The sequence below is a fragment of the Polynucleobacter sp. AP-Kolm-20A-A1 genome (assembly GCF_018688315.1).
GTDB lineage: Bacteria > Pseudomonadota > Gammaproteobacteria > Burkholderiales > Burkholderiaceae > Polynucleobacter.
This window is the reverse complement of the sequence record NZ_CP061315.1, coordinates 526,146-548,639: the sequence shown is the minus strand read 5'-3', so window position 1 is coordinate 548,639 and position 22,494 is coordinate 526,146. Positions and strand designations below refer to the sequence as shown.

Below are 22,494 nucleotides of genomic sequence, written 5' to 3'. Positions count from 1 at the left end.
CGCATAAATGTTCAGCGCCTCAGGTGTTTTGAACGACGATGTTTGGAAATTTGCTGCTCATATCTTTGGATAGAGTAGCAACACGAATAGCTACCTGTCTAGCAATACCTTTGTAGATTGCACTAATCGCACCATCGGGATCAGCTACTACGGTAGGACGACCTGCATCAGCCTGCTCGCGAATAGAAAGATTCAATGGTAAAGAACCCAAGAAATCTACTCCATACTCTTTACACATTTTCTCGCCACCGCCACTACCAAACACATGCTCCTCATGTCCGCATTTTGTGCAAACGTAAGTACTCATGTTTTCAATAATGCCAATGATAGGTACGCCTACCTTCTCAAACATCTTCAGGCCTTTGCGCGCGTCTAACAATGCGATGTCTTGCGGTGTCGTAACAATGACTGATCCAGTTACGGGAACCTTTTGCGCCAACGTTAACTGAATGTCTCCAGTGCCCGGCGGCATATCTACAATTAAGTAATCCAAATCGCGCCAACGCGTTTGACGAAGCAGTTGTTCAAGGGCAGAAGTTACCATGGGGCCACGCCACACCATCGGAGCATCATCATCGATCAAAAAACCAATTGAGCTTGCTTGTAAGCCATGGCCTTCCATCGGCTCAATTGTGTTTTCTTCAATAGAGTCGGGTCTACCAGTAATACCCAGCATCATCGGTTGGCTTGGACCGTAAATATCCGCATCCAAGATTCCAACTTGCGCACCTTCAGCAGCAAGTGCCAATGCTAAGTTCACGGCGGTAGTTGACTTACCTACGCCACCCTTGCCACTAGCAACTGCAATGATATTTTTTACGCCTGGCAATAACTTCACGCCACGCTGCACCGCATGCGCAACAATTTGACTGGAAATATTAACGCTAACATTTTTTACGCCAGGTAATTCACGCAAAACATTAATCACTGATTTACGAATGAAATCAAATTGGCTCTTAGCTGGATAACCCAACACGATATCCAAAGAAATATTGCCTTCTTCAACGCGGAGATTTTTAATATTTTTTGCCGTGACGAAATCAATCCCGGTACTGGGATCGACTAAATTTTTAAGCGTTGCCTGTACCAACTCTGGTGTAACCGACACTACCTTCTCCTAATATGAATAAACCTAGAATGCACTTCTAGGTTTTAAGTATTTTTCTTAATTAGCGCTAGCTTACTCGTAGCGGCAAATATTTGCTGAAAGTGACCTTACTCACCTTCTATCTACTGTCTTAGAAAATCAACAGACTCAAGTAGTAAACCACCATCGACATCAAAGCAGTGGCTGGAATGGTGAAGATCCAGGCCCAAACGATGTTTCCGGCAACTCCCCACCGAACCGCACTGGCCCTCTGGGTTGAGCCAACACCAACAATAGCCCCAGTAATTGTATGGGTAGTAGAAACCGGAATACCAATAGCTGTCGCTGCAAACAAAGTGATGGCACCACCAGTTTCAGCACAGAAACCACCTACAGGTTTGAGCTTTGTAAGCTTTTGACCCATCGTTTTCACAATACGCCAGCCACCAAACATCGTGCCCATCGCAATAGCGATATAGCAGCAAATAATGGTCCAAGTAGGCGGCATCTTTGCACTTGCTTCGGCATAGCCAGTAATGATGAGCAATAACCAAATAATGCCGATGGTCTTTTGAGCGTCATTACCACCGTGACCCAAGCTATAGGCACTCGCAGAAAGCAATTGAAGACGGCGGAACCAACGATCAGTTTTTGCCAAGTTCGCATTTCTGCAAACCCAAGCTACCAACAACATCATCAAGGAGCCCAATAAGAATCCAACTAATGGGGAGATAAAAATAAATGAGACGGTTTTGATAACGCCAGACCAGACCAGGCCATCGAAGCCAGCCTTTGGTAAGGCAGCACCAACTAGGCCTCCAATCAAAGCATGAGATGAGCTAGATGGAATCCCGTAATACCAAGTAATCACGTTCCAAATAATCGCGCCCACTAAAGCGCCAAAGATCACATGCAAATCAACGGCTGCAGGATGAACAATTCCCTTGCCTACTGTAGCGGCAACACTCAAATGAAAAATGAAGATTGCCAAGAAATTAAAGAAGGCCGCAAATACTACGGCTTGCTGCGGCTTTAGAACGCCAGTAGAAACTACTGTTGCAATAGAGTTCGCCGCATCATGAAATCCATTCATGAAATCGAATGCAAGCGCAAGCGCTACTAAAAGCGCCACAACCCAAAAAGCTACTTCTGTCGCTGGCAACTTAATTCGCCTTAAGAGTTTTCAAGAACGATGCCTTCAACCAAATTGGCAACGTCTTCACATTTATCGGTAACTTCCTCGAGCAATTCATAAATACGCTGGCACTTAATGAGCTCACGCACTTCGATGTCTTCACGGAACAACCTAGTAATAGCAGTAGATAACAGGCGATCAGCCCCAGACTCCAGGTGATCAATTTCATCGCAAGTCTTTAATGCAGCTTTAGCCACTTCTGGATCAGAGATATCTTTTAATGTAGCAACTGCATTTTTCATGCTGATGCAGCACTGATTACAAAGCTCTGCCATTTGCAACATTTCAGGCGTCATTTGCTTTACATCGTATAGGTGCATTGCTTCGGTGCCGTTTTGCAATAAATCGGCAACATCATCCATCGTATTGATGAGTGAAAAAATTTGGTCGCGGTCGATAGGCGTAATGAAAGTTTTGTGCAAACGGCGATGCACTTCTTTCACAACATCATCGCAAGCATGCTCTGCTTTATCAACATCTTGAGTGTATTTTGCGCGCAAAGCTTCGTCACTGTAGTGCTCGACAAACTTTAAAAAAGATTCGGAGGCTGAAACGATATTGCTTGCGTGCTCATTAAATAGCTCGAAGAAATTACCATCGTGAGGCATTAACTTACTGAAGAACATAAATCACGATCCTTTAGGAACAAAAACTACGGGTTTTGTTAGGTTTGCCGCTATTCTAAACAATTGCTATTGAACAACTGGAAAGCCGGCATCTGTTATAAGCTGGCTCGCCTGCGCCTCAGAGAGGCTGGTTTCAAGCTTCACAATTTGACTGGCCAGATCAGCCTGCACGACTGCCTGGGGGTCCTGAGCCTGGATTGCTCGAGTAACTGCATTGATACAGCCGCCGCAGGTCATTCCAGATACTTTCAAACTCAACATATAGGCCCTTTTGATGTAAATGTGGCTTGTATGCAGTAGATTATCTTCTATATGAACCCTCAAAAAGACACTAAATCAGAGCTATTTACTCTGGATATTGGCGGCATGACCTGTGCCTCCTGTGTTGGTAGGGTTGAGAAGGCTTTAGACAAGATTCCTGGGGTTGAAGCGGCTAGCGTCAATTTAGCCACCGAACAGGCAAAAATTCGCCTAAAACCGGGTTCCGAGCTCAAAATCAATGAAATCATCGCTCTGGTCGAAAAAACAGGCTACCAGGCCAAAATTAGTAATCCCCATGGAATTTCAGATCTGCCCAGCTCCCAGTCCTTTTGGGGTGCAGATGGTTTGGGGCGCGTCTTACTAGGCTTCGCCCTTTCTGCCCCACTATTTGTGCCGATGTTTCTCATGCCATTTGGCATTCATTGGACTCTCTCACCCAAATGGCAACTCCTGCTCGCTAGCCCCGTGCAGTTTTTTTTAGGGTGGCGTTTTTATAGAGCAGGTTTTAAATCATTAATGTCCGGTGTAGGCAATATGGATTTATTGGTGGCACTAGGCACTAGTGCAGCATACGGTTTAAGCGTGTATCAAATGGTGAGCGCTGATCATGCGGCGCATGAACTTTATTTCGAAGGCTCGGCAGTCATTATTTGCATGGTCTTACTTGGCAAATGGTTGGAAGCTAGAGCCAAACAACAAACCAGCGAAGCGATACGTGCCTTACAAAAATTATGGCCAGAGCACGCAAAGGTAATCGACAAAGATCTTGCCATTTCTGCGGGATCACCTTTAGATCAATTTCGCGACCTTCCCCTTGATCAGGTATTTCCAAAAGATCGTATCCTGGTTTTACCTGGGGAGCGCATTCCGGTAGATGGCCTCATCCTACTTGGCAATAGCCATGTAGACGAATCTTTGCTTACCGGAGAAAGTGATCCAGTCAAAAAACATGCTGGCGGATTAGTGATCGGTGGCTCACTGAATGGGGAAGGCTTATTGGTCATAGAGGCCCAGGCAGTCGGTGTAGAAAGCGTGCTCTCTAAAATTATTACTTTAGTTGAGGATGCGCAAACCCAAAAAGCACCTATCCAAAAATTAGTCGATCAAGTCAGCGCCATTTTTGTACCTAGCGTCATTGTGATTGCGATCATCACTGGCTTAGCAAATTGGTTTTATCTAGATTCTGCATCCATTGCAATCTTGCGATCAGTATCGGTTCTAGTAATTGCATGCCCTTGCGCTCTTGGCTTAGCAACGCCTGCGGCAATCATGGCGGGAACTGGTGTTGCAGCACGCTTTGGCATACTAATTAAAGATCCGCAAGTTTTGGAATTAGCGCATCGCCTCAATATTGTCGCTTTTGATAAAACAGGTACCCTCACAATCGGCAAGCCTAGATTGCTACAGATTATTTCTTTTCAAGATACATACACACAAGAAAATATCCTGGTCAGTGCCGCAGGATTACAGCTAGGTAGCGAGCACCCTCTTGCAAAAGCACTCTTAGATGATGTGAAGCAAAAGGGCTTAACACCCATAACCCCAACAGATAGCAAGGCATTGCCCGGGATTGGCATTAGCGGAAAGCCAAGCTCTGGGCCTTTTATGGGGCAAAGCCTGAGTCTCCAAAGCATCGCCTCTTTGGAGGGCAACCCTCAACACCTCGTACTCCTTAAAAAGGCGCAAGCATGTTTTGATGCTGGACAAACGGTTTCGGCATTAATGAATAATGAAACACCTTCATCACCGATTGCAATCATTACTTTTGGAGATGAATTGAAGGATGGCGCCAAAGAGGCAATCACCTCTTTGCATCAACTACACATTCGCGCAGTCATGCTCTCTGGCGACAATAGCGCGGCAGCGAATCGCGTTGCAAACTCTATTGGCATACAAGAAGTATTTTCACAAATCATGCCAGGCGACAAAGCAGAAATTATTCGCAAGCTTCAAACAAAAGATGGCGATCGTCAATATGTAGCAATGGTGGGTGATGGCGTAAACGATGCACCCGCTCTAGCAACTGCAGATGTAGGCATGGCCATGTCTACTGGCACTGACGTGGCTATGCAAGCTGCAGGAATTACCTTGATGAGAGGTGACCCCACTCTAGTGGCAAGTGCTATCGATATATCGAAGCGAACCTGGAAAAAGATTCAGCAAAATTTATTCTGGGCCTTTATCTTCAATGCTACAGGCATTCCCTTGGCGGCTCTAGGCTATCTCTCGCCGATGTTAGCTGGCAGCGCCATGGCGCTATCCAGCTTTTGCGTCCTCAGCAACGCATTACTGCTAAAGCGTTGGCGCCCTACCCATTACTAAAAAGTTGTTACTTTATTTAGAGGTTTCTTTTTGATTCTTTCGAATCAATTCAATATCGCCATAGAATGCGCGTGCCTCTGATTTAGTGTTGTCTGTATCGGTGAGTAATGCAATACCAATAACCTCACCAGGAGCCTCGCCATAGGCGCGCTTATAGTCGGCAGCAAGATCGCGCTGATGTTTATGCCACTGCCCTAAGTTATCCCAACCAGAGTCCACCACAATCATTTTGATGCGAGATGTATGCGCATTAGTAATAACGGTATCTACAGGAGATTTTCCAGACCAGATATACATCAATGTAGCGTACGGCATTTCTTGGCCGCTAATGAGATTTGCCATCTCGAAAGTCATTTTTTCTTTCAAAGGTAGCTTTGATTTATTCCCATCAAACGCAACCAAAATTCGGAGTGGCGCATCATCTGTGTAACTATCCGCATTATCAGCGTTGGCGATTGGATTAATCGCCTTCCACTCCCACTGCAACCATAAGTTATTAGCTTGTCGCGGGCGCAACTTCACAGCCAATCCAGAGGCGGATGTTTTGGAATTAGCACTTAAGACTGTTTTACCCTGATAGTTTTCAAGCCGATAAACCGTATTCTTTTTAAACGGGGCTATCCGATAGAAATTCCAGCCATTAGGCATACCCTCGCGCGCTGTCTCAGCCGAAAACTTTGGCAACTCCTCTTGAGCGGGCAGCTGACTTACATTCAAAGCCTGTCCAGATTCATCCTGAATAGAGTCCTTATTAAAACCTGCGCATCCAGCTAAGGCGATTGATATGCAGAAAGTGGAAATAAGGTGGGCGTACTTAAACATCACTGAATTGTCCCAAAGAATTGCTCAAAGAAGGATAAAAGTAAGTCTAAAATTGATCTATGCGCCGTCATTCACCTTCAAGCTGGGCTGCAATCAGCATCTGCATAGCAGCTCTTGTGCATTTTGCATTAGGTTTCTCAATCGAATTTTCTGTCGATGAGGCTCACTATGCTTTATATGCACAGCATTTAGCCTGGAGTTACTTTGATCACCCACCATTAGTTGGTTGGATCCAATGGCCACTCATTTCCCTCACCTCATCAGAAGGCTTCATTCGCCTAATACCTGAATTCCTCTGGGTGGTTTCTTGTATTTTGGTTTACCAAGTCACCCTTGAAGTGCATCACTTTATTCAGGGTCGTAACGCAGGCTACTTAACCAGCGCCCTTCCCTCCGCAAACACCTGCGGTCTAATGGCTGTCTTGGTGATCATTGCTGCACCAATGCCACACATACTGGCAATTGGTCTATTGCCAGATACATTACTGACGCCCTTGAGTCTTGGGCTGATGCTGATGGCATTGAAGTGGCTGAGCCAAGATCACTTCAGTATGGGCAATTGGATTTTGACTGGCATTTTGTTGGGACTGGCGGGTTTAAGCAAATACACTGCAGCGTTTATTGCTCTTGCATTGCTACTTGTCTTGTTAAGCTCCCCGCGCAAGCGCTGGATAAATAAACTAGGTTTTTGGTTGGCCGCCCTTGTCGCTCTAATACTGATAACCCCGGTACTTTATTGGAATTGGGCGAATGATTGGATTTCTTTTAAATACCAAATAGCGCATGGCAGCGGAGGCGAATGGCTATGGCGTAGGCTTGGAGCCTTTTTAGGGATTCAACTTGCCGTGTTTGGCCCTCTATTTATTTTGGGTGTCTTTGTATTTCTTAAAGACTGCATGCATGCAACTAAATTTTCATTGCTCGCCCTCTTCGGATTCTTTTTAATCCCCTTTATCATTTTTGCAAGCCTCTCCGGTGGAGGTGGACTGCCACACTGGACGACCCCCGCTTGGTTTTGTCTCGCACCTTTTACTGGAATTGGTTTAGCAAAAGCATGGGCCATACAACACCGCAACTTAATCCGCATCTTGTTTGTATTGCAGACTGCTTTATGTTGCGTTGGATTTGGGTACGTACTATCAGGCGGAATAAGTTCTGCTGCTATCAAATCCAATCCTATTGCCGATCTTTATGGCTGGAAAATTGCCGGTCAAAAAGCAAACGAATTGGTTAAAGACACCAAAGCTCAAGGTATTGCTGTACAGAATTGGACACTCGGCAGTCGGGCTGCTTGGTATGCATCACCCACCCCCGTGTTTGTTTTAGATCAGAGGCAGGATCAATTTGATCTCTGGTTTGGAGCTCTGCCGCGCGGGGCTAATATCATCCTCATCAACTGGTCAGGAATGGGTTTTAGCGCTCCGGTTGGCAGCAAATCCGCCTTTGAGCGCTGTGAACCCCTCGAAAGCCTGGAAATTGTGCGATTTGGCCAAGTCTTGTCCAAATTTGACTTTAGCCTTTGTAGTAACTGGCAAGACTAGCAATTCGGGTGGTAATTCCACCAAATTCAAGACCTTAGGCCCCCAAAGCATTATCCTTATGCCTATGAGTTCACAACCCCAATCCACCCCAAAAAACCCTTCTGGGTGGAAATCCATACTCAAGCGGGCGTGGCCGACGATTCGCATTTTGCTTTCGATCGCACTTCTTTGGAAAGCAACCAGTGGAATTGACTGGCATGCCTTATTGGATTCGCAAATTAAGATGGAGCCAATATGGCTAATTGCGGCTGCAATTGCTATCTGCTGCGCCTTTATTTGTGGCGGCTTGCGTTGGGGCTTCTTAATGCGCAGCGTTGGTTTTCAAGGAAGCTTGGGAAGTTACATCGCCCTGTACTTTGCGGGTGGATTAATTAATCAAGGTTTGCCAAGCACTTTAGGTGGCGATAGTTATCGCGCTATTACAGCAACACACATCACCAGCAACAACAGCCTTAGCGATACCAAAGAGCTAGATCAAGAACTGCACCACTCAGTTGATCTGGAGCATGCGACCCCTAAACTACGATTAAGTTTTTCAATGACGTTTGTTGATCGACTACTGGGTCTGGCAGGCAATAATTTACTAGGCGGCTTAGGTTTGGTTATAGGTGGTGCAACGCTTGCAGCTTGGGGTCAAGACTTAGGCTACGCAGTTTTGGGAGTGATGATTCTTTCGGGCCTACTCATTGCATTCATCTTGGCTTGGGGCACAAGCCGCCAATTACTGCAAAAAGTTCTTGATCGATTACAAATGAATAATGCCATGCCAGGAATTAACCTTGCATTCTCCTGGCCCATGAATATGGTTCAAGCTTTATTCGCAATCGGCGTTCATGGTTTTATTATCCTGGCCTTTGGGTTTTGCCTCAGAGCCTACGGAGCTGAAGCGCCAATCTCGAGCCTGATGATTGGCCTGCCTGCGCTTAGCTTGCTACTCATGCTCCCTATTAGCATTTCCGGTTGGGGCCTACGCGAAGCCACCTTATCTTCCGTATTAGCGCTATGGGGCGTAAATCCTTCATTAACTGTTCTAGCCTCTATTAGCTACGGCGCAATTACCGTTTTATCGGTATTGCCTGGTGCATACTTTTTACTAAAACGAAAATAAATTCTTAAAGCAAATATATGACTATCAGTGTCAATACCATGCGTGCCATCGATCATTGGGTTGGCGTGCCCCTATGCGCAATCGTGAGCCCATTTATCGCTTTATTGGACGGCATTAAAAATATCTTTGGTCGCGATAAAGCAGCCCCAAAGAAACTGCTCTTTATCGAGCTCTCTGAAATGGGTAGCGCCATCTTGGTTGACCCAGCAATGCGTAATGCTCAAGCCCGTGGCGCAGAGCTGTACTTCCTCATATTCAAAAGTAATCGCGCTAGTCTCACTTTATTAAATACTGTTAAACCTGCAAATATTTTTACAATTGATTCTTCTAGTTTGGGTGGCTTAATTAAGGATACTTTGCGCTTCTTAATTCTCGCCAGATACCATCGCATCGATACCGTCATTGATCTCGAGCTCTTCTCCCGCTTCACCGCCTTGCTGACTGGCCTATGTGGCGCAAGACGTCGTGTGGGCTATCACATATTTCATGGTGAAGGCTTATGGCGCGGTTTCATGCTGACACGCAAAGTGCATTACAACCCGCATATTCACATTACCAAAAATTTTCTCTCTTTAATTCATGCGGCGTTTGCCAAAGAGATTGAAGTGCCTTTTAGCAAGATTCATATCCCAGATTCAGAAGTACGTCTTGAGCAAGCCGTGATTAATCTAACTGTGCTTGAAAAGGTACGCGAGCGCATTGAGAAGAAGGCTAAAGAAGCTGGCATTAGCTACACCCATGGAAAAGATCGCCTGATTTTGATCAATCCAAACGCGAGCGACCTATTGCCACAACGTCGCTGGGCTCAACAACGCTTCTCAGAATTAATTCAGGCGGTTCATCAGCATTATCCAAATGACTTAATCTTGATTACAGGCTCACCCGCGGAATTTGTTTATGTCGACAAAGTGAGATCGGTGGCTAATGTAAAAAATGCCCTGAACTTCGCCGGACAAGTCACCTTTGCTGAACTTCCACCGCTCTATACCCTCTCAGATGTCATGGTGACTAATGATTCTGGGCCAGGCCACTTCTCTGCTGTGACGCCATTAAGAACAGTCGTTCTCTTTGGTCCAGAGACACCAGCTTTATACGGATCAGTAGGAAATTCAATTGCCATTACCGCAAACTTGGCATGCTCTCCCTGTGTTAGCGCCGCCAATCATCGCAAAACGCCATGCCATGACAATGTTTGCATGCAAGCCATTACCGTTGATCAAGTTCTAGACAAAGTAAAAACTCAGCTACATGAAGCTGATAAGGCGAAAGGTCGCTAATCGGGATGCGCAATAAAGCCATCCATGCTGCAGCGTGGTTTATTCCGCTAGCTCCACTCGCGTTAGCTTTTGCAATCTACTTTGGAGATCTGCAAAGTAGTAGCTTCTTATTCATTAACCGACTCACTCAAACATTGCCGGACGTGGTTTGGGCTGGACTGACATTCTTGGGTAATGGGTGGGGCTTATTTGCAATCGCCTTCCCATTACTTTTACTAGCCCCGCGATTATTAACGGCAGGTATATTTTCTGGTGCTATTGCTGCAATTGCTAGTAGCATATTAAAACCACTCTTTGACTTACCAAGGCCTGCAGGCGTATTGACCGAAGGTACGTTTTATCGCATCGGTGCACCACTACTGCATAATGCATTCCCATCTGGGCACACACTTACGGCTTTTGCCGTAGCCAGTGCTTTGTATTTTTCTTGCGATCAAGAAAAACGTAAACCATTACTGCTCTTGTTTTTGCTCGCGTGTTTAGTTGGCCTTTCTCGCAATGCCGTTGGTGCACATTGGCTAACCGATGTTCTAGCGGGTGCGGGAGTGGGCATATGGTGTGGACTGCTTGGAGCGCTATTGGCCAATCAGTTTCCAGAAAATCAATTGGGTCCCAGGAAAATCTGGTCTCATCTAATTGCCCTTGGGGGTGTCGTAGCAATGTATGCGCACCTCACCCTAACCATGGATCTCGAATTAAATCTGCCATTACAGTATTTTTCAATTGCCATCGTGGCATTCACGCTGATTTTCTATGTGAAAGCGCAGTTTGTTCATGCGCCTAACAAGTCAGCATAGTTCAAGATGTTTAGCTATCGCCACGCCTTTCATGCCGGCAGTCACGCCGACATACTTAAGCACTTAACCGTAATTCATCTTGTGCAGTATCTACAAGAAAAGCCTGGCGCCCTCACTATTGTCGATACACATGCTGGCGCTGGGATCTACAGCCTCTTGGATGGCTTCGCAACCGTAAGCAAAGAGGCTGATGGCGGAATCTTTCGCCTCAATCAATACATAGAAACCTGTAAACACGCAAACACGCCGATTCCAGAGAGCATTCAAGAGTATTTGAAATACATTGAAGCTGAGAATGCCGATGGACAGCTCACCACTTATCCTGGCTCTCCATTTATCCTGGCTAGCATGCTGCGCCCTCAGGATCGACTCAAGTTATTCGAGCTTCATCCCAAGGAGATTGATATCCTTCGCCACAATATTGGGCAGCTCAAGCAATCAAAACAAATTGATATCTATGCCGAAGATAGTTTTTCTAGACTCAAAGGCCTACTACCCCCGCCGAGTAGGCGCGGCTTAGTATTGATTGACCCATCTTATGAAGATAAACAGGATTACCGCTATCTTGAAACTGCAATGGAAGAGGCTCTTCAGCGCTTTGCCACTGGATGCTATGCCATTTGGTACCCCGTACTTTCCAGAAGAGAATCTGCGGCACTTCCTGATCGCATGAAAAAAATTGCTGCCATCCACAAGCGCTCATGGCTTCATACAGAATTGCGCGTTGAAAATTCGCCAGGAGAACGACGCCTTCAGGCCAGTGGTATGTTTATCTTTAATCCGCCCTGGACTTTAGAAAAACACCTTGCGCAGGCATTACCTACTCTCACTAAGGCTTTAGGCATCAATAGTGGCGCTCAGTTTTTGCTGAAGAGCTTTGAAGCCAAAAACTAATCACGCAAATTAATCATGACTTCATTGCGACGCATGAAGGGTAGCGTCCAAGGTGGGTTGTAGCGAGCAAAATTAGGCGCGCCAGCGGCAGATAAATTACGGACCCCCATCCACTGCTCCAGTTCCAGCGTTTTTTCTGCAACCTTCTGACTGTTATAAAAACCACTAAAACTAATCACCGCTTTTTTAAGAGCCGGCATTTGGCGTAACTGAACCTGAGGATTGATTGGCTTTGGAATTGTCTCCATACTGTATTCAGCAGGCATCACAAATGACACGGTCCATTTACCAGCATTGGACTCTATGCCAACAGGCGCAGTCATTGCTATCTTTGCACTCTTGGGCACCTGGTCTTCTACCATTACAGGCGCAGTCATTGCTATCTTTCGATTAACTTGATTTTGTCCAAAGATATAAGCAGCAATCAAACGAAATCCTTGGCTTGAGGCTTCATCCAAATCCCCATCAACCTGAACCTCGGCAACAATTACTGGCGCATAAGATCGAATTTCAAAAGGTGGCTCTTTTTCGAGAATGGAATATTTCGGCTCTTCAGTTGCCATTGCTGCCCCGGTAAGTGTGAGCGCAATCAAAATAAGTGCGCTACTAAAAAATGAGTACCTCAAGAGCTTACCAAGTTGACTTTATTTCAAAGCCATTTGAATTGAAATGTACTTTGGCTTGAGCGCCCACAGGCAAAGTTAATTTATTTGACTGATGCCCAAATGGCAGGCCAGTTACCATAGGTATAGACTCTGGCAAGCGTTTACGAATGGCCTCAAAGGCTCGCTCAAGCGAATAGCCTTTGTCATTATCGTAAAGACGGTAAGCTGAAAAACCGCCCATTAGAATGGCGCCCTGATTTGCCAGTATTTCCGCATCAAGAAGCTGCATTAACATTCTTTCAATACGGTAAGGATGCTCATTTACATCCTCTAAAAATAAGATACCGCCCTTGGTCTTTTGCAGATCAGGCAAGTAACTGGTTCCGACCAAGCTTGCCAAAACTGTTAAGTTGCCGCCCCACAGAAGACCGTTAATCTCGCCCGTAGATGACTCTCCTAAAAACGACTGAGGATCTTTGACTTTGCAATCAAGCTTGCGATCATCAACGCCAGTTTTGAAATGCTCCCATGTGAATTCGTCAGGAGTAATGGACGCCCCACCTTCGTCCAGGCGGCCAAAATCATAGTTAAGCATGGGGCCGGATAGACTTACTGCACCAGTCTTCGCCAACAAGCCCATTTCAAATGCCGTGAAATCACTATGACCACAAATTTGCATGCCATTTTGCACGGCTTTAGCTATTCCTGCCCAATCAATATTCGGCAAAATACGATGTATGCCATACCCACCGCGCATAGCCATCACGACGGTTTGTGTATTTATCTTGGATAGGTTATTTAATTCGGCAAGACGGTCATCATCACTGCCGGCAAAGCGTTCATAGACGCGCTGGGTGCATTTAGCGTTTTCAATTGCAATGCCCTGTTGCTTTAGCCACTCAATACCCGCTAAAGGACTTTTAGCATCTAAGCTCGCTCCAGATGGTGCAATCAGATGAATTGATTTCAACGCCGCTCCTTAAAGAAATCGCGCAATAATTTGCCACACTCCTCGCCCATCATGCCACCTTCAATCGCTGTCTGGTGATTAATTTGCTTTGAAGAGAATATATCCAGCACACTTCCAGCAGCGCCCGTTTTTGGGTCTGGCGCACCATAGACCACCCGATCAATCCTAGCATGCAGCATTGCACCAGAACACATTGCACAAGGCTCAAGCGTCACATACAGGGTAGTACCAGGTAGACGGTAATTTTCTTCAGTTAATGCGGCTTCTCTTAAGGCCAACATTTCTGCATGAGCGCTTGGGTCATGATTTGAAATAGGCTTGTTAAATGCCCTGGAAATTACCTGACCATCGCGTACTAGGATAGCGCCAACTGGAACCTCCCCAGCTATAGCCGCAAGCTTCGCCTGCTCTATAGCCTGCTGCATAAACTGGCGATCGAGCTCGGCTTGCGTCATTTAGCTGTGATGAACATCAGCCCAGCAATTGGGCGTCTCATAGAGACGAATAGCGGAGAGCTCCAAACGACCACCAAAGGCCTTATTAAAAACGGGCTTCAAAATCGCATAAGCAGCATTGGCTAGGTTCTCAACCGTGGGCACATGCTCCATAATCACTGTTTTGTGATTAGGCAAAGTTGCCAGGAAAGCAACTAAGCCTTCATCTTCCTTGGCCACTAAAAACGCATGGTCCCATAGATCGACAACATATTGATTGGTTAATTTTTTAATATCGCCAAAGTCGAGCACCATTCCATCGTCAGCCTTGCCGGGATGATCAGCAACCTCACCAGTCAGAGTCACCTCAATCGCGTAGCGATGCCCATGCAGATGACGACATTGACCGTCATGATTTGGGATGCGGTGACCTGAGTCAAACTCAAGTCGGCGGGTAATGGAGATGGCAGGTTGTTTATTTATCATTCAGAACTTCATTCATTGCTTGCTGGCCTTCGCCAAATTATCGAATTCCAATCAGTTTATGCGATTGAAGGCTCAGCCTCCATAGCGGACGTTTTTGGCATAGCGCAACAGCGAGCTCTGTATTGCTCTTAAGGTTTGGGCCATCCATCGGCTGTAAATAGCGATTGCGATAGTCCATACCCTCAAAGCGCGCCATTAACTTTTCCAAAGAATGATGTCCTGCTTGTGGAACGACTAGTTTTAATTCATTTGCCTGCAAAACAACCAGCTCTGATCCTTCTTTAGGGCTTACGCAAACCCAATCCACACCCTTCGGAACTTTAATCGTGCCATTGGTCTCAATAGCAATCTCAAAACCTTTTTGATGAAGCGCCGAAATCAACTCCTCATCCAATTGCAACAGTGGTTCTCCACCAGTGAAAACAACATATCGCTGCTGCGGACCAGCACCAGTGCTTCTCCACGCCAACTCAATTGCCTGCGCTAAATCTTTTGCAGCCTCAAACTTACCGCCGCCGTCACCATCGATCCCAACAAAATCTGTGTCGCAAAACTGACAAATAGCAGACCCACGATCCTCCTCACGACCACTCCATAAGTTGCAGCCCGCAAAACGACAAAATACTGCAGCTCGTCCAGCGTGGGTTCCTTCGCCTTGAAGGGTGGGAAAGAGTTCTTTAACGGTATACATAACAATCCGCTTATTTTAAGCGTTTTGCTTACTTCCAGGAGATAAGCTCCCACTCCAGATAGTCTTCCCAATAGGCGTTAGACCAAGACACCCCAGTTGTCAAATAGCGCCCAAACCCCCTACGTATTACCCAGCGCCCAATCTCCGGGGCAAGCCATACATCTTCCTGGCGATAATTCGCCACCCGAAATACATCATTGCTTTCAAAGTAAGGGGCTTCGGTTTGATATTTAAGGACCGTAAATATGCCGGCTGGAACGGTAATTTTCTCCCATTGCATGGCCTTTATATCCAAACCCCAGTAGTAACTTGAACCTGGATAAGCGGGCACCTGGTAACGCGTTCTATAAAAACCATTCCAACCGATTGATAATTCCTCTGGCCACAATGGTATTGCCCGATCAAATCTCTGGGGAGGACTCCAGTGTGGATCTTGCAAAACGTATCCCCATGGAGACTGAATTTCATCAGGCAATGGTCCGGCTTTAAGGCCAGATCTGGCAATGCGGACTTCAGCGCCGACTGAGACAACTTTTTCAGTAACGGTATCGACAATCTCTTGATTAAAAACATTGCGAACTTGATAAATCCACTCTTGACCAACTTTAGGCGCCCTAACTTTTTGCATTGAAGTCGGGGCTGGCAAAACGACGCCTTCTGGGTACGGTTGCGAAGAAATGCAGGCAGCCAAAAAAGTTGGTATGGCCAATAAAATAAGGACGCGCACATGCATCATTTGTAAGATGTAAGTTGCCATTGATAGCTACCCTCCAGGATCTCTGTGCCAATTTGCCCTTGAATTTGGTAGGAACCAGAAGCTTCCCGCGCAACCCAGCGGCCAATACTTGGAGCGAGCCAAATAGTTTCTTTACGAATACAGTTCACCTTGTTGTCATCATTACTTTCGTAATTAATGAGATTTTGGTAACGCAAAGACAAGAATGTTCCAGCGGGCACAGTAATTTGTTCCCATCCATGGGCACTCATATATTCCTGCCAATTCAGTTTTGAGTCTGAATACCCACCTACACTGTACTTAGTATTAAATTGCTTATTCCAAGAGCTTGTTAGCTCAAGCGGCCAAAGCGGCAAGGCCGGGTTAAAGCTCAATAAATGTGGCCACTGTGGGTCAGTTAAAACAAACCCCCACTTCCCCTGAATTTCACTAGGAAGCATCCCGCCGTCTTGAGTAGAGCGCTCAATCGTAATCGTCGACCCAATACTGGCAACGCGCTCTCTAATTAGACCTAACGTTTTTCCATCAAATACATCTTTTTTAATATAGGTCCATTCTTGCCCCACCTGCGGAGCGCGAATTGCAGGAGTGGGATTTGGCTGGGCAACTGGTGTTCCTCGCTCAAAAGACAAGGGAACTCCACACGCTACCGGTGCCAAAGCGGCTGATGCAATAAATGTGCGACGCGATAAATTCACTTATTTCTCCTGCGTTGATTAAGTGCTTCAGCTAAATAATTGTAAATCTGATTTTTGTGATGTAGCAATTAGTACAGAGCTTTTTCAATGAAATCTTTAGGGACTGTAGTCCGAGGAATGCTAATTCCCAATCCATCGAACCAGGATTGGGTCTTGATCTCAAAACCTACCCCATGCATATAGTTGTAAATTGCTTTTTTAAGACCCTGACCAAGAGCGTCGTGATCAACCCCCGTAGGATCGACAAAGGAAACATCATTCTTTGCAAATGTAATCTCAGGCAAGGGCAGCAGTTCAATTCCGTACTCCTTCGGGTTCAGGCCAACAGGAGAATGAACCGTACAAATAAAGCGATGGAAAAAGCCGCTTTGAATACAGCCATGCTCAAATAACTGTCGGACATATTCCAAGGCGTCTACCGTCTCTTGCACGGTTTGAGTTGGGAAGCCATACATTAGGTAGGCGTGCACCAAAATACCTGCATCCGAGAAACCCTTGGTCACCTGGGCAACTTGCTCAACTGAAACGCCCTTCTTCATCAGGTTAAGCAAACGATCTGAGGCAACCTCAAGGCCGCCTGACATAGCAATGCAACCGCTTTTTGCTAAGAGCTCTGCCAATTGCGGAGTGAATGTTTTTTCAAATCGAATATTGCCCCACCAAGAAATCACTACTTTGCGACGAATTAATTCCTCAGCAAGAGCCTTTAATGCTTTGGGTGGCGCAGCCTCATCCACGAAATGAAACCCCGTCTGCCCTGTCTCAGCAACTATTTGCTCGATTCGATCAACCAATAGACTTGCGGATGCTGTTTCGTAGCGCGAAATGTAGTCAAGAGACACATCGCAGAAACTGCACTTCTTCCAGTAACACCCATGCGCAACAGTAAGTTTGTTCCAGCGCCCATCGCTCCACAAGCGATGCATAGGATTGAGCATATCCAAAAGCGATAAATAAGAGTTGAGCGACAAACCATCCCACGTAGCGGTTCCCACATCTTCAAAGGGCACATCCGTCTCTTGCCAATTGAGATATTGCACTTGATTTTTCGAGTTGCGGATAAAGGTACGCACCAATCGCTCAACTGACCTCTTGCCATCAAGATGCTCTAGCAAGGCTAAAAGTGGTCTCTCGCCAGAATCGAGCGTGATGAAGTCCACATAATCAAAAATACGAGCGTCCGATAACTCACGCAGCTCTGTATTAACATAGCCACCACCCAAGGCAATCTTGACTTCTGGATACGTCTTTTTAATTGTTTGCGCAATACGCAAGGCTGCATACATGGCACCTGGAAACGGTACCGATAACAACACTAAATCAGGCTGATGACGCTCTACTGCATTAGTAGTTAAGCCCTGTAAATGCAAATCCATTAGTGTTGGCTTTGCCTGCAAAGCATCAGCCAATGGCGTAAAGGTAGGCTGACTACTAGCTAGTGATTCTGCATAACGCACAAACTCGAAACGATCATCCACAGCGTCGCGCAATACATCCGAAAGATCATTGAGATAAAGGGTGGCCAAATGACGAGCCCGATCCTGAGATCCTAGGGCGCCAAATGCCCACCCCAGAGAATCGCCAGCCTCCTCATCATCAAACGCATCAAGCGCAGCGAAGCGCGGGCCTTCAGGCAAAAACTCACGGGTACTAATGCGATGACTTAAGGTACTATCGCGCCCCTGTAAAAAGGCGATTACTGGTGAAATAGTGGAGCGATAAGAGTCAAAATAATCTAAGAAAAAATTGACGCTAGCACTACGATCTTCTTCGGCAACATTAAGCGCTTGATGATGAATCTCATCCAAGCCATTCGGCGTAAAAAAACTGAGTACTAAAGCCAAAGCCAAATCTTCTTGCACAGAATCAATGCTACGTGATCTCAAAAATCCCGTAAGATAAGCCGTAGAGGGATACGGCGTATTGAGCTGTGTCATAGGGGGGATGAGGCTTAATACCTTCATGCTCATCGACTATGCTCCTAGAAGACTTAACTCTTCAGCCGTAAAACCAGCCTGTTTGCGCGCCTCAATATTGAAGGGCCCCTTTAAGACTGGTGCACGATATTTACTAGCCAATTCTCTATAAGCGGAAATTGGTGAAACGCCATCCTTAGTGCATAAGAAATTAAACCAGCGATTACCAATCAGGACATGACCGATTTCATCATGGAGAATGATCTCCAGAATTTCAACGGCGCGAACTTCTTTTATCTGCTTAAAACGATCACGAATCGAGGGCACAGCATCCAATCCCCTTGCTTCCATCGTTCGAGGAACCAGCGCCATTCTAGCCATCACAGAATCCGTGGTTCTCTCGACCATCTCCCACAAACTATTGTGAGCAGGAAAATCACCATAGGTAAATCCAATTGAACGTAGATGCTCATTTACCAAGCTAAAGTGATAGGCCTCCTCTTTAGCAACCTTGAGCCAATCCTCATAGTATTCCTTGGGCATATTCGGGAAGCGCCATATTGCATCTAAAGCAAGGTTCATGGCATTAAATTCAATATGAGCTAGTGAGTGCAATAAACCCGCTCTACCTTCTGGCGTGTCCATTCTTCTTTTGGGGACAAGCTTGGGGAGCACCAACTCTGGCTTTGCAGGCCGGCCTGGGAGAGTTAAATTTTCGCAGCCAATGTGACGAGAAACATCAAGAGTGACTTCTTGATTTTGATAATCATCAAACAAACTAAGTAGCTGACTTACTTTGGTTTGTGCATCTACGCTTGCTAGGATTGCGAGCGAAGCTTCTCGTAACTCAAGCATAGAAAATAGCAGGCTGGTGTAGCCTGCCCTCTATTCCCACTCGATCGTTGCCGGCGGTTTTCCGCTGATGTCATACACAACACGATTGATGCCGCGTACTTCATTAATGATTCGGTTTGATACTTTACCAAGTAACTCATGTGGCAGGTGAGCCCAATGTGCAGTCATGAAGTCTTGGGTTTGCACTGCTCGTAATGCAACAACGTATTCATACGTTCTGCCATCACCCATTACACCAACCGACTTAACGGGCAGGAAGACTGCGAACGCTTGGCTTGTAAGGTCATACCAAGATTTTTGACTGACTTCATCAATCGTATTGCGAAGTTCTTCAATGAAGATTGCATCAGCACGTTGTAGCAAGCTGGCAAACTCTGCTTTGACTTCGCCTAGGATGCGAACGCCAAGACCCGGGCCTGGGAATGGATGGCGATACACCATCTCACGAGGCAGACCTAAAGCAACACCTAGCTCACGCACTTCATCTTTAAAAAGCTCACGCAATGGCTCAAGCAGCTTGAGATGCATATCTTCAGGCAGGCCGCCAACGTTATGGTGGCTCTTGATAGTGTGCGCGCCCTTCTTGCCTTTACCAGCAGATTCAATCACATCTGGATAAATAGTTCCCTGCGCAAGCCATTTAGCATTTTTGATTTTTCCAGATTCAGTTTGGAAAATCTCTACAAATTCTTTGCCGATGATTTTGCGCTTTGCTTCTGGATCTGCTACGCCGGCCAACTCGCCCATGAAGGTATCTTTGGCATCGACACGGATCACTTTCACGCCTAAGTTGCGCGCAAACATCTCCATCACCATATCACCTTCATTCAAACGAAGTAGGCCATGGTCTACGAATACACAAGTGAGTTGATCACCAATTGCGCGATGAATCAAGGCTGCAGCAACGCTAGAGTCAACACCACCAGACAAACCAAGAATGACTTCTTCATCGCCAACTTGCTTGCGAATGTTCTCTACGGCCTCGGCAATGTAATCACCCATGACCCAATCAGGTTTGCATTGGCAAATCTCATGAACAAAGCGCTCAATGATTGCAGTGCCTTGGATGGTATGGGTTACTTCGGGATGAAACTGGAATGCATAGAAACGACGTTCTTCATCAGCCATGCCGGCAATTGGGCAAGACTCTGTTGAAGCCATCAACTTAAATGATGGCGGCAAAGTTGTAACTGAGTCACCATGACTCATCCATACTTTCAAGATGCCATGGCCTTCGCTTGTCGAAAAGTCTTGAATGCCTTTAAGTAAATTGGTGTGGCCATGCGCACGCACTTCAGAGTAGCCGAACTCACGAGCTTTACCCAGGGACTCAGCAGACGCTACTGCACCGCCCAATTGGGTAGCCATGGTTTGCATGCCATAACAAATACCTAAAACAGGAACGCCAAGTTCAAAAACAATTTGTGGCGCACGAGGACTACCCTCTTCAGTTACTGAGCTAGGGCCACCAGAAAGAATGATGCCTTTGCCGCCTTGCTCTTGAATGAACTTGCGAATGAACTCTGGATCACAATCATAGGGATGGATCTCTGAATACACGCGCCCATCACGTACACGTCTAGCAATGAGTTGAGTTACTTGTGAACCAAAGTCGAGAATCAGTATTTTGTCGTGCACGAAAAAGTCAGTCTTTAATTCAGCCTTAATTTCAGCTTTTTAGTTGTTAGTCAATGTGGTAGTTAGGCGCTTCTTTAGTGATCTTCACATCATGCACATGCGACTCACGCACGCCAGCTGAGGTGATTTCTACAAAGTTGGCTTTTTCATGGAGCTCATCGATTGTTCTGCAACCGAGGTAACCCATAGAAGAGCGAATACCGCCAGTCAACTGATGCAAGATGGCTAATACGCTGCCCTTGTAGGGAACTTGACCTTCAATACCTTCTGGTACAAGTTTTTCAGCGTTAGCAACGATATCGCTCTGAAAGTAACGATCGGCAGAACCATCGGCCATCGCACCCAAAGAACCCATACCGCGATAGCTCTTGTATGAACGACCTTGATACAAGAACACTTCGCCTGGAGCTTCTTCAGTTCCAGCAAACATACCGCCCATCATTACTGAGCTGGCACCAGCCGCTAATGCTTTTGCAACGTCACCAGAGTAACGCACACCGCCATCAGCGATCAATGGAATACCTGTGCCCTTGAGCGCAGTAGCCACATTCACAATCGCTGTGATTTGTGGAACACCTACACCAGCAACAATACGAGTTGTGCAGATTGAACCAGGACCAATACCCACCTTGACACCATCAGCGCCGTGATCAGCCAATGCCTTAGCGGCATCACCAGTAGCAATGTTTCCACCAATCACTTGTACATGAGGATAGGTCTTCTTCACCCATTTAACGCGATCTAATACGCCTTGGCTATGACCGTGAGCGGTGTCTACTACGATTACGTCAACGCCTGCTCGTACCAATAACTCAATACGCTCATCGTTATCAGGGCCAACACCAACCGCAGCACCTACGCGCAGCTTACCTTCGCCATCTTTGCAAGCATTAGGGTGCTCAGTAGCTTTAAGAATATCTTTAACAGTGATGAGGCCGCGCAATTCAAACTTATCGTTCACGACTAACACGCGCTCTAAACGATGATGACTCATCAAGCGCTTTGCTTCGTCTAATGAGCAACCTTCTTTTACGGTAATCAAACGCTCGCGTGGAGTCATTTTGGTTTTTACTGGCGCATCTAAATCTTCTTCAAAACGCAAATCGCGGTTCGTAATAATTCCGACAACTTCTTTGCCGACGAGAACTGGGAATCCTGAGAAGCCATGCTCACGAGACAGTTGAATCACTTGACGCAAGGTGACGTCCGGGCTAATCGTGATTGGATCGCGTAGCACGCCAGATTCGTAACGCTTTACTTTGGCCACTTCACGAGCTTGCTCGGCAGGCTTTAAGTTTTTATGAATAATGCCAATGCCACCTTCACTAGCCATGGCAATTGCCAAACGACCTTCAGTGACGGTATCCATAGCCGCGGACACCAATGGTGTATTGAGTGAAATATCTCGAGTTAACTTACTTGCCAAGCTGGCATCTCGAGGAAGTACCGATGAATAGGCCGGTACGAGGAGCACATCGTCAAAAGTGAGTGCTTTTTGAATGAGTCGCATGCAAAACCCCTAGTCGCAAAAACCG

General features: G+C 46.2%; 22 protein-coding genes. 6 read left to right on the top strand and 16 right to left on the bottom strand.

Going from position 1 to position 22,494, the window contains the following annotated elements:
- Positions 1–19: 19 nt before the first annotated feature.
- The 4 genes from apbC to C2745_RS02890 form a co-directional block, all read right to left on the bottom strand.
- Positions 20–1,108 (bottom strand): iron-sulfur cluster carrier protein ApbC, encoded by a 1,089-nt coding sequence (gene apbC / locus C2745_RS02905; RefSeq protein ID WP_215384916.1) that lies wholly within the window; start codon positions 1,106–1,108, stop codon positions 20–22.
- 130 nt (positions 1,109–1,238) lie between these two features.
- Positions 1,239–2,180: an inorganic phosphate transporter gene (locus C2745_RS02900; RefSeq protein ID WP_251368419.1), complete on the bottom strand. Its 942-nt coding sequence runs from the start codon at positions 2,178–2,180 to the stop codon at positions 1,239–1,241.
- 80 nt (positions 2,181–2,260) lie between these two features.
- Complete coding sequence (locus tag C2745_RS02895) at positions 2,261–2,908, bottom strand: DUF47 domain-containing protein (protein ID WP_215384912.1); 648 nt, start codon at positions 2,906–2,908, stop codon at positions 2,261–2,263.
- 66 nt (positions 2,909–2,974) lie between these two features.
- Entirely contained in the window at positions 2,975–3,169 is a 195-nt protein-coding gene (locus C2745_RS02890) for a heavy-metal-associated domain-containing protein (protein ID WP_251368369.1), read from the bottom strand.
- A gap of 51 nt (positions 3,170–3,220) precedes the next feature.
- Between C2745_RS02890 and C2745_RS02885 the strand changes: the two genes are divergently transcribed.
- Positions 3,221–5,491: a cation-translocating P-type ATPase gene (locus tag C2745_RS02885; RefSeq protein ID WP_215384911.1), complete on the top strand. Its 2,271-nt coding sequence runs from the start codon at positions 3,221–3,223 to the stop codon at positions 5,489–5,491.
- Between the two features lie 12 nt (positions 5,492–5,503).
- On the opposite strand, the gene C2745_RS02880 is transcribed toward C2745_RS02885, so the two are convergent.
- On the bottom strand, positions 5,504–6,313 hold the full coding sequence (locus C2745_RS02880; protein ID WP_215384909.1) for a DUF3047 domain-containing protein: 810 nt from the start codon (positions 6,311–6,313) through the stop codon (positions 5,504–5,506).
- 59 nt (positions 6,314–6,372) lie between these two features.
- Between C2745_RS02880 and C2745_RS02875 the strand changes: the two genes are divergently transcribed.
- The 5 genes from C2745_RS02875 to C2745_RS02855 all read left to right on the top strand — a co-directional run bounded on the left by C2745_RS02875 (position 6,373) and on the right by C2745_RS02855 (position 11,930).
- Complete coding sequence (locus C2745_RS02875; protein WP_215384907.1) at positions 6,373–7,854, top strand: glycosyltransferase family 39 protein; 1,482 nt, start codon at positions 6,373–6,375, stop codon at positions 7,852–7,854.
- Between the two features lie 64 nt (positions 7,855–7,918).
- Positions 7,919–8,962, top strand: coding sequence for a lysylphosphatidylglycerol synthase transmembrane domain-containing protein (locus C2745_RS02870; RefSeq protein ID WP_215384905.1), 1,044 nt, complete (start codon positions 7,919–7,921; stop codon positions 8,960–8,962).
- Between the two features lie 17 nt (positions 8,963–8,979).
- Positions 8,980–10,239 carry a glycosyltransferase family 9 protein gene (locus tag C2745_RS02865; RefSeq protein ID WP_215384903.1) on the top strand — a complete coding sequence of 420 codons (1,260 nt, stop codon included), beginning with the start codon at positions 8,980–8,982 and terminating at the stop codon, positions 10,237–10,239.
- 5 nt (positions 10,240–10,244) lie between these two features.
- Positions 10,245–11,036 carry a phosphatase PAP2 family protein gene (locus C2745_RS02860; RefSeq protein ID WP_215384901.1) on the top strand — a complete coding sequence of 264 codons (792 nt, stop codon included), beginning with the start codon at positions 10,245–10,247 and terminating at the stop codon, positions 11,034–11,036.
- 6 nt (positions 11,037–11,042) lie between these two features.
- Entirely contained in the window at positions 11,043–11,930 is an 888-nt protein-coding gene (locus C2745_RS02855; RefSeq protein WP_215384899.1) for a 23S rRNA (adenine(2030)-N(6))-methyltransferase RlmJ, read from the top strand.
- Here C2745_RS02855 and C2745_RS02850 read toward each other — a convergent pair.
- The 11 genes from C2745_RS02850 to guaB all read right to left on the bottom strand — a co-directional run bounded on the left by C2745_RS02850 (position 11,927) and on the right by guaB (position 22,469).
- Entirely contained in the window at positions 11,927–12,493 is a 567-nt protein-coding gene (locus C2745_RS02850) for a heme-binding protein (RefSeq protein ID WP_215384898.1), read from the bottom strand. The genes C2745_RS02855 and C2745_RS02850 overlap by 4 nt on opposite strands.
- 67 nt (positions 12,494–12,560) lie before the next feature.
- Positions 12,561–13,505, bottom strand: coding sequence for an LD-carboxypeptidase (locus tag C2745_RS02845; RefSeq protein WP_215384896.1), 945 nt, complete (start codon positions 13,503–13,505; stop codon positions 12,561–12,563).
- Entirely contained in the window at positions 13,502–13,960 is a 459-nt protein-coding gene (gene tadA, locus C2745_RS02840) for a tRNA adenosine(34) deaminase TadA (protein ID WP_215384894.1), read from the bottom strand. The genes C2745_RS02845 and tadA overlap by 4 nt, the downstream gene beginning before the upstream one ends.
- Positions 13,961–14,425, bottom strand: coding sequence for a 6-carboxytetrahydropterin synthase QueD (gene queD / locus C2745_RS02835; RefSeq protein ID WP_215384893.1), 465 nt, complete (start codon positions 14,423–14,425; stop codon positions 13,961–13,963).
- A gap of 37 nt (positions 14,426–14,462) precedes the next feature.
- Positions 14,463–15,116 carry a 7-carboxy-7-deazaguanine synthase gene (gene queE, locus C2745_RS02830; RefSeq protein WP_215384892.1) on the bottom strand — a complete coding sequence of 218 codons (654 nt, stop codon included), beginning with the start codon at positions 15,114–15,116 and terminating at the stop codon, positions 14,463–14,465.
- A 28-nt stretch (positions 15,117–15,144) separates the two neighbouring features.
- Positions 15,145–15,873, bottom strand: a complete 729-nt coding sequence (locus tag C2745_RS02825; protein ID WP_215384891.1) for a hypothetical protein — start codon at positions 15,871–15,873, stop codon at positions 15,145–15,147.
- Positions 15,849–16,550, bottom strand: a complete 702-nt coding sequence (locus tag C2745_RS02820) for a hypothetical protein (RefSeq protein ID WP_215384890.1) — start codon at positions 16,548–16,550, stop codon at positions 15,849–15,851. Before C2745_RS02820 ends, C2745_RS02825 begins: the two co-directional genes overlap by 25 nt.
- A gap of 68 nt (positions 16,551–16,618) precedes the next feature.
- Entirely contained in the window at positions 16,619–18,514 is a 1,896-nt protein-coding gene (locus tag C2745_RS02815) for a radical SAM protein (RefSeq protein WP_215385587.1), read from the bottom strand.
- 9 nt (positions 18,515–18,523) lie between these two features.
- Positions 18,524–19,321, bottom strand: coding sequence for a ferritin-like domain-containing protein (locus tag C2745_RS02810; protein ID WP_215384889.1), 798 nt, complete (start codon positions 19,319–19,321; stop codon positions 18,524–18,526).
- A gap of 30 nt (positions 19,322–19,351) precedes the next feature.
- Complete coding sequence (guaA, locus tag C2745_RS02805; RefSeq protein WP_215384888.1) at positions 19,352–20,959, bottom strand: glutamine-hydrolyzing GMP synthase; 1,608 nt, start codon at positions 20,957–20,959, stop codon at positions 19,352–19,354.
- A gap of 46 nt (positions 20,960–21,005) precedes the next feature.
- Entirely contained in the window at positions 21,006–22,469 is a 1,464-nt protein-coding gene (guaB, locus tag C2745_RS02800) for an IMP dehydrogenase (protein WP_215384886.1), read from the bottom strand.
- Positions 22,470–22,494: the final 25 nt, after the last annotated feature.